Raw genomic sequence first — 11,774 nt, 5'->3', positions numbered from 1 at the left:
GGTGCGCCTGCGCTTCGGTGGCCCCTTGATCGATCAAAACCGCCTTTGCATGATCGATCCAATGTTGGTCTGCCAAACGCTGGCGAAGGGTCCGCAGGTCCTCGATGGGGGCCGAGGGCGCAGCCGGTCGCCGCGCTTGAGGCGCTGACGCGGGCACGGAGCGCGGCGCCGCCTTCTCCGTCGGCTCCTCTGCGTTGCCCCAAGCGGCATGCCAACGCAACTCTTCTTCGTGAAGCGCATCGATGCGCTGCGTACACGCCTCGAACCACGACTGAATGGCGCGCGCGGGCTCGCGCGGGCAGCCGCCGACGCTGAGCAGTAACGCACGCCAACGTTGCAAGTCGGCCGTCCACGGGCCGTCTTCCCTGGCGGGCAGCGCTTGTGTGCGCACCAGTGCAGCGCGCAGCTCGTCCTGGCGCTCGATCAGCGCCGCTAGCCACTGACGCTGGCTGTCATCAACGGGACACTCCCCCAACAATGCGCTGCCCACCGCGCGCTCTTGGCCGCACAGCTCCTTGTACCGGATGAGGGTCAACCAAATCGCGACGCGTGCGGCATCGGCCGTCTCACCCAGCACCCAGCCCAGCTCGGCCTGGACGTGCAGCATGGACGCAATGGCGCTGGTCCAACGCGACGTCGCGGCTGGCCAACCCAGCGCACGGTCGTCAATCTGCAAGCGAAGCCCTTGCAGGGCCGCTTGCGCGCGCGCGATATCGGCCACCGCCCCCCAAAGGGCCGGCCACGCCGCCGCCACTGGCTGCTCGGCCAGCGCGTCGATCGCCTGTTGCCACTCCCGCCAACGGGCATCGGCATCGATGCGGGCACGGCGGACGCCCGCTCGTGCCTCCGGGTCAGCCACGGTGAGCCAGCGATTGCTCCAGCCCCGCTCGCGCTGCGCATGATGGACCCATTGCGCCGAGACGCCGATGGCCTGCAGCACGTGGCCGATCCAGTGCAAATGGGCCCGCTGCGCTGCGTGCATCCGCTCGCAGCAACGCAAGAAAAACGGTTCGTGATCGGGTGATGGCACACCGGTGAGTAAGCAACCGGCGTGCCATTCGGCATTTAGACCCGCTCCAGCACCAGCGCGATGCCCTGCCCCACGCCGATGCACATGGTGCACAGGGCGTAGCGGCCGCCGATACGGTGCAGTTGGTTGACCGCCGTCGTCGCCAGCCGCGCACCGCTGGCCCCCAGCGGATGGCCGAGCGCGATCGCGCCGCCGTTGGGGTTGACGCGCGGGTCGTCGTCGGCCAGGCCCAATTGGCGCAGCACGGCCAGCCCTTGCGCGGCAAACGCCTCGTTGAGCTCGATGACGTCCATTTGATCGAGCGTGAGACCGGTGAGGGCCAGGACCTTGCGCGTCGCCGGGGCGGGTCCGATACCCATGATGCGCGGCGGCACACCGGCTACCGCCATGCCCACCACGCGCGCGCGCGGCGTCAAGCCGTGGCGTACCGCGGCCGCTTCGCTGGCCAGGATGAGCGCACAAGCGCCGTCGTTGACGCCCGAGGCGTTGCCGGCGGTCACCGTGCCGTCCGGTCGCACCACGCCCTTGAGCTGGGCCAACGCCTCCAGCGTCGTCTCGCGCGGATGCTCGTCGCGGTCGACGACGATCGGCTCGCCTTTTTTCTGTGGGATCGTGACGGGCACGATCTCCTGTGCAAAGAAACCCGCGCGCTGCGCGGCGAGTGCCTTGTGCTGCGACGCCAGTGCCATGCGGTCCTGATCTGCGCGGCTGATGCCGAATTCGGCGGCGACGTTTTCGGCCGTCTCGGGCATCGAGTCGACACCGTAGCGTGCCTTCATGAGCGGGTTGATGAAGCGCCAGCCGATCGTTGTGTCGTAGATCGCGTTCTGGCGCGAAAAAGCGGTCTCTGCTTTGGGCATGACGAACGGCGCGCGACTCATGCTCTCGACGCCGCCGGCGATCATCAGCTCGGCTTCTGCGGTCTTGATGGCACGCGCGGCGGTACCCACGGCGTCCAGGCCGGAACCACACAAGCGGTTGACCGTCGCCCCCGGCACGTCGAGCGGCAGGCCAGCCAGCAGCGCCGCCATACGCGCAACGTTGCGGTTGTCCTCACCGGCTTGGTTGGCGCAGCCCAGGATCACGTCACCGACGGCACCCCAATCGACCCGAGGGTTGCGCGCCATGAGCGCCGCGATGGGGATGGCGGCCAGGTCGTCGGTGCGCACGCTGGACAAGGCACCGCCGTAGCGGCCGATGGGGGTGCGAACGGCGTCGCAAATAAAGGCATGGGTCATGCGGGACTCCCGAAGGCAGAAAAACGCCCGAACGGCGGTCAGGCAAGGGGACCGAGGCCAGCGCGCATCACGCGCGCTTGGCCACCAGCGTCAGGATGTCGTAGCTGGCCACCAGCTCGCCGCGCTGGTTGGTCACTTCGACGTCCCAGGCCACCACGCCTTGGCCGCGCCCTTGCGCGTCGGTTTTCTGGCGGTCGATCTTGCGCTTGCAGGTCAGGCGCGCCTGGATCGTGTCGCCGATCGCCACCGGCTTGACGAAGCGCAGCGTGTCCAGCCCGTAGTTGGCCAGCACCGGCCCTGGCGCGGGGGAGACGAACAGGCCCGCCGCCGCCGACAGCACGAAATAACCGTGCGCGATGCGCTGGCCGAACGGCGAATCCTTGGCGGCGATGTCGTCGAAGTGCATGTAGAAGTAGTCGCCCGACAGGCCGCCGAAGGCGACGATGTCGGCCTCGGTGACGGTGCGCCGGTGGGTCAGCAGGCTCTCGCCCACGCGCAGGTCCTCGAAATGGCGGCGGAACGGGTGCACATCGGTCTCGATGCGCGCCGCGCCGCGCACGTACTCGCCGCTGATGGCGGCCAGCATGGTGGGCGAACCCTGCACCGCGGCGCGCTGCAGATAGTGCTTGACGGCACGCAGGCCACCCAGCTCCTCGCCGCCGCCGGCACGCCCGGGGCCACCGTGCTTGAGGTGCGGCAGCGGCGAGCCGTGGCCGGTGGACTCCGGCGCAGCCTCGCGATCCAGCACCAGCAAGCGGCCGTGCCAGGCGGCCGCCACGGGAATCGCCCGGGCGGCGATCTGGGGGTCGCGCGTGACCAGCGTGCCGACGAGGCTGCCGCGCCCGCGGGCGGCCAGCGCCAACGCTTCGTCGAGGTCATCGTAGGGCAGCAACGTGCTCACGGGCCCGAAGGCCTCCACGTCGTGCACCGCGTCGTGGCGGTGCGGGTCGCGGCTGCACAGCAGCGTGGGCGGAAAAAACGCCCCCTGCTCGGTGCCCTCGCCCACGGGCGCAAAGTTCGGCCCACCGTCCCACACCACCTCGGCACCTTGGCGCAACAGCGCCACGCGTTCGGCCACGTCGCGCTGCTGCGCGTGTGACGCCAGCGCACCCATGCGCACCGCCTCCAACGCCGGGTCGCCAACGACCACCTTGGCCAAGCGCGCGCACAGGCGTTCGGCCACCGCATCCAAATACCGCCGCGGCACCAGTGCACGGCGGATGGCGGTGCACTTTTGCCCCGCTTTGACCGTCATTTCGCGCGCCACCTCCTTGACATAAAGGTCGAACTCCTCGTCGTCCGGCGTCACGTCGGGCGCCAGGATGGCGCAGTTGAGCGAATCGGCCTCGGCGTTGAAGGGAACGGCATGCTGCACCAAGTGGGGGTTGGCGCGCAGCCGCGCTGCCGTATCGGCCGAGCCGGTAAACGTCACCACGTCGCAGCCTTGCAGGCGGTCGAGCAGATCACCCGTGGCGCCGATGACGAGCTGCAGCGCACCCGCGGGCAGTAGGCCGCTGTCGATGATCAGGCGCACCAGCGCTTCCGCCAGGTAGCTGGTCGCGGTGGCCGGTTTGGCGATGCAAGGCATACCGGCCAAAAACGTTGGCGCAAACTTCTCGAGCAACCCCCAGACGGGGAAGTTGAACGCGTTGATGTGAACCGCCACACCACCGCGCGGCACCAGAATGTGGGTACCGGCAAAATGCCCCTGCTTGCCCAGTGGCACCACCGGCCCCTCGTGCCAAAGATTGCCGCTGGGCAGTTCGTTGCTGCCCAGGCTGGCGTAGGCAAACAGCGTGCCGATCCCGCCCTCGATATCGATCCAGCCGTCGGCGCGCGTGGCACCCGTGTGGGCGGACCAGGCATAGAGCTGCTCCTTGCGCTCGGTCAGAAACTTCGCCAGCGCCTTCAGACACGCCGCGCGCTGCTGGAAGTCAAGCCGAAGCAGCGCGGGCACGGCGCGGCGGCCGTGCTCGAGCGCTTCGGCAAAATCGATCGCCTCGGCATGGGTGGCGGCCACAGGCGCGCCGTTGACGGCACTGCGCAGCACTTGGCTGGGAGACTGGCCGATCCAGCGGCCGGCGATGTGGCTTTGCAAAACGGGAGGGTTCATGGACAGCGGCAACGAAAGGTTCAGGAAGCGGCGGGCGCGGCGGCGCGCTGGCCACCGAGTCCGAGATAGGTTTCGATGATGCGGCGGTCGTGCAACAGGTCCTCCGCGTCGCCTTGTAGCGCCACGGCGCCCATCTCGAGCACGTAGCCCCGGTCGGCGATCTGCAGCGCCGCGCGCGCGTTTTGCTCGATCAGCAGCACCGACACACCCACCTCGCGCAGACGCGCGACGGTGCTGAGCACCTCGCGCACGATCAACGGCGCCAGCCCCAGCGAGGGCTCGTCGAGCATCAGCAGCCGCGGCTTGGCCATCAACGCACGGCCGATCGCCAGCATCTGGCGCTCCCCACCCGACAACGTGGCTGCCATCTGGGCACGGCGCTCGCGCAGGCGCGGGAAGATGGCAAACACCTCTTCCATGCGCTCGCGCTGGGTGCGGTCGCCACGGCGCCAGCGCGCGAATCCGCCCAGCAGTAGGTTGTCCTCGACCGACATCTCGCCAAACAACTCGCGCTTTTCGGGCACCAGCGCCACTTGGCGCGCGACCATGCGCTCGACGCTGGGGCGGGACACCACCGTACCCTCGACGGCCAGCGTGCCGCGCGAAGGCAGCAGCCCCATCGCGGCATTGAGCAGCGTGGTCTTGCCCGCACCGTTGGGGCCAATGACGGTAACGATCTCGCCCTCGTGCACATCCAGGTCCACCTGGTGCAGCGCCTCTACCGGGCCGTAGGACACGCAAAAGCCGCGCAGCTGCAACAGTGGGGTCCTGAGCGCGGTCATGCGGCATCTCCCGCGGGCAGATCGTCACCCAGATAGGCCGCCAATACGCGCGGGTCGCGCTGCACCTCGGCCGGGGTGCCACGCGCGATCACGGTACCAAAGTCCAGCACCGTGATGCGGTTGGCCAGGTTCATGACGAATTCCATATCGTGCTCCACGATCAGGATGCCGAGGCCCTCACGGCGCAACTGGTCGAGCAGGCGCGCCAGCGCCTGCTTCTCCAAATGGCGCAGGCCGGCTGCCGGCTCGTCGAGCAACAGCAGCGCAGGCTGCCCCGCCAGCGCGCGCGCAATCTCGACGATGCGCTGCTGCCCCAGCGGCAGCGAGCCGGCCGGTGTCTCCGCATGCTCGGCCAAGCCGCAGCGCTCGATCTGGCGCATCGCCTCGGCCAGCAACGCGGCCTCCTCACGCCGATCCAGACGCAGCATGCTCGCCAGCCAACCGCTTCGGCCCCGCAGATGGGCACCCAGCGCCACGTTGTCGAGCACGCTGCGCTGACCCAACAGCCGCACGTGTTGAAACGTGCGGCCCAGCCCGCGCGCGGCGAAGGCCCGCGAGGGCTGCCCCGTCATCGGCTGGCCCAACAGTCGCACCTCGCCCTCGGTCGGATCGTCCACGCCCGAGATCATGTTGAAAAACGTACTCTTGCCCGCGCCGTTGGGGCCGATCAACGCGTGCACCTCGCCGGCGCGCACATCGAGCGAGACCTGCGCGTTGGCCACCAGGCCACCGAAGCGCTTGGTTACCTCGCGCGCCTCGATGAGCACGGTGCCGGGCGGCGGCAGTGCCCGGCTCGGCAAGGCCGTGGGCGCAGGAAGCCGCCGCGGTGTCGGCCGCACCCCCAGGCGCTGCGCCCAACCGGCGAGCGTCGGCCACAGCCCGTCGGCGTAGCGCTGCAGCACCAGCATCATCAGCAGGCCAAAGACGATGATTTCGAAATTGCCGCTCATGCCAAACAACTTGGGCAGCCAGTCCTGCAACTGCTCTTTGAGCAGCGCAATCAGGGTCGCGCCCAGCACCGCGCCCCACAGGTGGCCCGATCCGCCGACCACGGCCATGAACAGGTATTCGATGCCGATGTTGAGGTTGAACGGCGTCGGGTTGACGAAGCGCTGCAGGTGCGCGTAGAGCCAGCCCGACAGGGCGGCGAGCAGCGCCGCCAGCACGAACACCCGGATGCGCTGGCATGCGGTATCCACGCCCATCGACTCGGCCATCAGGCGCCCGCCCTTGAGGGCACGGATGGCGCGCCCCTGACGCGAGTCGAGCAGGTTGTGCGCCGCCCAAATCGCCAGCAACAGCACCGCCCAAATGACGATCCCGAGCGCCCGCGGGTCGGCCAGCGACCAACCCATCACCGTCAGCGGCGGAATGCCGGTCAGCCCGGTGTGCCCCCCCAGAAACGCGAGGTTGCCGAACAAAAAATACAGGCTCAAGCCCCAGGCGATGGTGGCCAGCGGCAGGTAGTGCCCGCCCAGGCGCAGCGTGACCGCCCCCAACCCCCACGCCACCAGGAGCGTGAGCACCAAGCCCAGCGCCAGCCCGACCCAGGGCAGCGCCTCGGCAGGCACGCCCGACAACGCCGCCGCCACCTCGGGCGCGGTGCACACCCAGGCGGTGGCGTAGGCGCCCAACCCGACGAACGCGGCTTGGCCAAACGAGGTCATGCCCCCGACCCCGGTCAGCAGCACCAGCCCCAGCGCGACCAGCGCGTGCAGACCGATGTAGTTGAGCAGCGTGACCGTGAAGTCGGGCAGCGCCCCCCAAGCGGCGGCCAGCGCGAGCACGAAGCCGACCGTGACCCGGCGCGGGGTGAGCAGGGGCACGGACGTCGGCACCGACGCGCCGGTGGTGGTCGTGGTGGACTGGGGCGCACTCATTCCTCATCCTCCACATGGTGGCTGCGCAGCGAACGCCACAGCAGCACCGGAATGATCAGCGTGAACACCAGCACCTCCTTGAACGCGCTGGCCCAAAAGGACGCAAAGGCCTCGAGCTGCCCCACCAGCACCGCCCCCAGCAGCGCCACGGGGTAGCTGGCCAGCCCGCCAATGATGGCGGCCACGAACCCCTTGAGGCCAATCAGAAAACCGGTGTCGTAGTAGATCGTGGTGATGGGCGCGATGAGCAGGCCCGAGACCGCGCCGATGAGCGCCGCCAGCGCAAAGCTCACGTCGCCCGAGAGCTCGGTCGGGATGCCCATCAGGCGGGCGCCGACGCGATTGATGGCGGTGGCCCGCAGCGCCTTGCCCAGCAGCGTGCGCTCGAAGAAAACGAACATCGCCCCCACCAATGCGACCGTCACCCCCAGCACGACCAGTGACTGGCCACTGACGGGAATGCCGCCCAGCTCGAAGCGCGCCTCGGAAAACGCTGGCGTGCGCGAGCCTTCGGCACCGAAAAACCACAACCCCAGCCCCATGAGCACACCGTGCAGCGCCACCGACACGATCAGCAGCACCAGCACCGTGGCGTGCGCCAGCGGCCGAAACGCGAGGCGGTAAATCAGTGGCCCCAGTGGTGTGACGACCAACAGCACGGTCAGCGCCTTGCCCAGCAGCGACTCCGGCCGCCACCACACCGCCAGCGCTGCCAGCACGGGCAACACCCCGCACCACAAGGCGGTAGACCACCAGTCCACCGCCGCACCGCGCTGCAGGCGCCACAGCTCCAGCACCAGCGTCACGGCCGCCAGCGTGCACAGCAGCCACAGCGTGGCCGGGGTGCCGCCGGCCTGCAGCACCGCCATCGTCAGCGCGCCGTAGGCCACGAGTTCGCCCTGCGGCACGAAGATCACCCGCGTGACGGAAAACACCAGCACCAACGCCAGCGCCATGAGCGCGTAGATGGCGCCATTGATGATGCCGTCTTGTGCCAGAAAGAGCGCGATTTGCCCATCCATGCGGTCATACCCCACCACCGGACGCGCGCGGCGTCGGCTTGGTCAGCGATAACGAGGAGGGCCGCACCGGACGCGTGGCGCGCGCCCGGCGCGGCCGGCGAGCGTCAGGGCTGGTACTTCCAGGTCCCGTTTTCCACCTTGACCATGACACGGGCACGCTGGTCCAGCCCCAGGTGGTCGGTGGGCGACATGTTGAAGATGCCGTGCGCGCCGGGCACGTTCTTGACGTTTTCCAGCGCATCGCGCAGGGCGGCGCGGAAGGCCGGGGTGCCGGGCTGGGCTTTTTTCAGCGCTTCGGGCGCCGCCGCGGCCAGCAGCAAGCCGGCATCCCAGGCATGGCCACCAAACGTGCTGACCGTTCCCTTGCCATAGGCGGCCTCATACGCCTGAACGTAGGCCAGCGCCGATTTCTTGACCGGGTGGTCGTTGGGCAACTGCTCCGCCACCAGCACCGGGCCTGCGGGCAGGAAGGTGCCCTCGCAGTCTTTGCCGCACACGCGCAGGAAGTCGTTGTTGGCCACGCCGTGCGTCTGGTAGATCTTGCCGCCGTAGCCGCGCTCCTTGAGCGTCTTTTGCGGCAGCGCCGCCGGCGTGCCCGAGCCCGCGATCAGCACGGCATCCGGGCGTGCCGCGACGATCTTGAGCACCTGGCCCGTCACCGACGTGTCGGCGCGGTTGTAGCGCTCGTTGGCCACGATCTGCAGTTTCTTCAAACCTGCGGCCTTGACGAACTCCTGATACCAGCCCTCGCCATACGCGTCGGCAAAGCCGATGAAACCCACCGTGCGCACGCCGTTGTCGGCCATGTGGCTGGCGATCGCCAGCGCCATTTGGATGTCGTTTTGCGGTGTCTTGAACACCCAACGCCGCTTGGCGTCGACCGGCTCGACGATGCGCGCCGACGCAGCCATCGAGATCATGGGCACCTGCGCCTCCGCGACCACGTCGATCATGGCCAACGAGTTGGGCGTGATGGTCGAGCCGATGACGATGTCGACTTTGTTCTCGCTGATGAGCTTGCGCGTGTTGGTGACGGCCGCGGTGGTGTCACTCGCGTCGTCGAGGATGATGTAATTGACCTTCTGTCCGGCGATGGTTTTGGGCAGCAGGCTGAAGGTATTTTTCTCGGGGATGCCCAGCGAGGCCGCGGGGCCGGTGGCCGAGACGGTGACGCCGACGTTGATGTCGGCCCAGGCGGCCGCTGACAGGCCGACGGCAGTCAGCAGGGTCAACAAGCGTTTGGGCAAAAGCATGGGAGGTCTCCTCTGGTTGGGGTGGGGTCAAAACGGTCGGGTATCAGCGCTCGTCGAAACTCAGCACCAGCCGCTCGGTGGCGGCGTGCGCCTGGCAGGTAAGCACGAAGCCGCGCGCCACCTCATCATCGGTCAAGCCGAAGTTCTTGTCCATGGTCACGCGGCCCTCCAATACCCGCGCGCGGCAAGTGCTGCACACGCCGCCCTTGCACGAATACGGCAGGTCGAGCCCCGCCTCCAGTGCGGCGTCGAGCACGGCCTCACCAGCGGCGATCGGCACCTCGTGCTGCTTGCCGTCGAGCACGATGGTGGCGTGCGCCGCGGCGTGCTGCGGGCGGCGCTGGCCCGCCGCGTCGATGTCGGCCTGCACCTTGGCGGCCTGCGCGGCACCGGTGGTGAAGCGCTCGGTGTGGATGCGCTGCGGCGGCACCCCGGCGGCGAGCAACGCCTGCTCGGTGGCCTCGATCATGGCCTCGGGGCCGCAGATGAACACTTCGTCCATGCTGGCGGCGGGCAGCAGGGCGTCCATGATGGCGCGCACCTTCGGGCCATCGAGCCGCCCTTGCAGCAGATCGACCTCTTGCGCCTGGCGCGATAGCACGTGGATCATGGTGAAGCGATCCGGGTAACGATCCTTCAGGTCCTGCAGCGCCTCGTTGAACATGATGGTGGCGGTGCGCCGGTTGCCGTAGACCAGCGTGAACTTGGCCTGCGGCTGCTCTTCCAGCGTGCTGGCGGCGATCGACAAAATGGGCGTGATGCCCGAGCCGGCCGCAAAACCCACGCGGTGCAAGGCGCGCGGGCGCTGCACGGTAAAGCGCCCTTGCGGCGGCATCACCTCCAGGCGCTGGCCCGGGCGCAACTGGGTGGCCGCCCAGTTGGAAAACCGTCCCCCCTGCACCGGACGGATGCCGATTTCCAGCTCGCCCTCGCGCGCCAGGCGCGAGCGCGGACAGCAGATGGAATAGTTGCGGCGCAGCTCCTCGCCGTCCAGGCGGGTGCGCAGCGTCAGGTACTGGCCCGGCTCGAAACGAAAGGTCTCGCGCAGCGCGGGCGGAATGTCGAACGCGACCGCGACCGATCCTGCGGCCTCAGGGCTGACACGCTTGACGGTGAGTTCATGGAATTGGGCAACGCTCATGCCACCCTCGGCAGTCGTTAAAGGGGTCAATGGGGCTTGAAATGGTCGAACGGCTCGCGGCAATCGAGACACTGGTACAGTGCCTTGCACGCCGTGGAGCCGAAGCGCGAGACTTCGCGCGTGTGGGTCGAGCCGCAGCGCGGGCACGCGACGGGCTCGGGCGCGCGGGGCACCAGGCGCACGACGTGCTCGCTCGCCGTCGCACCCGTGCCCGCGCCGTCAACGCCACAGCGGCCGGGGGGCGCGATGCCGTAGGCGCGCAGTTTTTCGCGCGCGGCATCGCTCATCCAGTCGGTGGTCCAGGCCGGGGCCAGCTGCGTCGTCACGCGCGCGGGCACGCCCAAGCGTTGTAGCGTGGCGCGCACATCATTGGCGATCTGCGCCATGGCCGGACAGCCGCTGTAGGTGGGCGTGATCACCACTTCGACCAATGACGGGTCGTCGGCGGCCGGCCGCACGTCGCGCAAGATACCCATCTCCGCCAGCGTGACGACGGGGATTTCGGGGTCGGTCAGCGCGTCGAGCGCCGCGCGCACACGGGCGAGCACCCCGGGAGCGACGGGAGCGACCGCGGTAGTCATCACGCCACCCTCACCAGACCGCGCCCGGATGGGCGCGCGCAACGCACTGCATCTCACCCAGCAGGTAGCTCAGATGCTCGGAATGCAGCCCTTGCTTGCCCTGCGGCACATAGCCCACGTCGCTCGGCACGCGCAGCGTCGCCTCCTGCAGCGTGGCCTCGACGGTGGCACGCCAGACGTCCCGCACCTGGGTCGGATGCACGCCAACACCGGCCTCGACGGCCGCCTGCTCGAGGTCGCTATCGGTCCAGAACTCCTGCGTGTACGGCATCAGATGGTCGAACGCGGCCTGCATGCGCGCGTGCGACACGTCGGTGCCATCCCCCAGCCGCACCACCCATTCGCTGGCGTGGCGCAGGTGGTAGCGCGCTTCCTTGAGCGATTTGGCGGCGATGGCCGCCAGCGGCGCGTGCGCCGACGCTTGCAGCGCCTCCCACAGCGGCACCATCAGCGCGCTGTAGAGAAAGTTGCGCGCCAGCGTCACGCCCCAGTCCATGTCGCCCTGCGCATACCCGACACGCGGCAGGCTGGCGGGCAGCTCCAGCAGCACATAGTTGCGAAAGTCGGGCGCGTCGCGGAAGTACGCCAGCGTGTCTTCGGTGGCATCGCCCCCTTGCAGGCGCGCCGCCTCTTGATACAGCAGGCGCGCCTGGCCGATCAGGTCCAGCGTCTGGTTGGTCAGCGCCAGATCTTCTTCCAGCACGGGGCCCACCCCGCACCACTGGCTGTTGCGC

At 68.8% G+C, this 11,774-nt stretch carries 10 protein-coding genes; all 10 read right to left on the bottom strand.

Annotation, left to right across the window (positions count from 1 at the left end):
* On the bottom strand, window positions 1-982 hold a 982-nt coding region (locus tag Q0716_RS07995; protein ID WP_299021723.1), incomplete at its 3' end, for a nitrate- and nitrite sensing domain-containing protein.
* 83 nt (window positions 983-1,065) lie between these two features.
* Entirely contained in the window at window positions 1,066-2,268 is a 1,203-nt protein-coding gene (pcaF, locus tag Q0716_RS07990; RefSeq protein WP_299021719.1) for a 3-oxoadipyl-CoA thiolase, read from the bottom strand.
* Between the two features lie 67 nt (window positions 2,269-2,335).
* Window positions 2,336-4,381 carry a phenylacetic acid degradation bifunctional protein PaaZ gene (gene paaZ / locus Q0716_RS07985; RefSeq protein WP_299021717.1) on the bottom strand — a complete coding sequence of 682 codons (2,046 nt, stop codon included), beginning with the start codon at window positions 4,379-4,381 and terminating at the stop codon, window positions 2,336-2,338.
* Between the two features lie 20 nt (window positions 4,382-4,401).
* Window positions 4,402-5,163, bottom strand: a complete 762-nt coding sequence (locus Q0716_RS07980; RefSeq protein WP_299021716.1) for an ABC transporter ATP-binding protein — start codon at window positions 5,161-5,163, stop codon at window positions 4,402-4,404.
* Window positions 5,160-7,043: a branched-chain amino acid ABC transporter ATP-binding protein/permease gene (locus tag Q0716_RS07975; protein WP_299021714.1), complete on the bottom strand. Its 1,884-nt coding sequence runs from the start codon at window positions 7,041-7,043 to the stop codon at window positions 5,160-5,162. The genes Q0716_RS07980 and Q0716_RS07975 overlap by 4 nt, the downstream gene beginning before the upstream one ends.
* Window positions 7,040-8,065, bottom strand: a complete 1,026-nt coding sequence (locus tag Q0716_RS07970; RefSeq protein WP_299021712.1) for a branched-chain amino acid ABC transporter permease — start codon at window positions 8,063-8,065, stop codon at window positions 7,040-7,042. The genes Q0716_RS07975 and Q0716_RS07970 overlap by 4 nt, the downstream gene beginning before the upstream one ends.
* A gap of 104 nt (window positions 8,066-8,169) precedes the next feature.
* Window positions 8,170-9,318: an ABC transporter substrate-binding protein gene (locus Q0716_RS07965; protein ID WP_299021710.1), complete on the bottom strand. Its 1,149-nt coding sequence runs from the start codon at window positions 9,316-9,318 to the stop codon at window positions 8,170-8,172.
* A gap of 43 nt (window positions 9,319-9,361) precedes the next feature.
* Window positions 9,362-10,459, bottom strand: a complete 1,098-nt coding sequence (gene paaE, locus Q0716_RS07960) for a 1,2-phenylacetyl-CoA epoxidase subunit PaaE (RefSeq protein WP_299021698.1) — start codon at window positions 10,457-10,459, stop codon at window positions 9,362-9,364.
* A 26-nt stretch (window positions 10,460-10,485) separates the two neighbouring features.
* On the bottom strand, window positions 10,486-11,040 hold the full coding sequence (paaD, locus tag Q0716_RS07955) for a 1,2-phenylacetyl-CoA epoxidase subunit PaaD (RefSeq protein WP_299021695.1): 555 nt from the start codon (window positions 11,038-11,040) through the stop codon (window positions 10,486-10,488).
* 10 nt (window positions 11,041-11,050) lie between these two features.
* On the bottom strand, window positions 11,051-11,774 hold a 724-nt coding region (paaC, locus tag Q0716_RS07950), incomplete at its 5' end, for a 1,2-phenylacetyl-CoA epoxidase subunit PaaC (protein WP_299021693.1).

Origin of the sequence: uncultured Tepidimonas sp. (genome assembly GCF_938045175.1) — a bacterium.
In the GTDB taxonomy this organism is placed as follows: domain Bacteria; phylum Pseudomonadota; class Gammaproteobacteria; order Burkholderiales; family Burkholderiaceae_C; genus Tepidimonas.
This window is presented reverse-complemented; position numbering and strand designations above follow the sequence as displayed.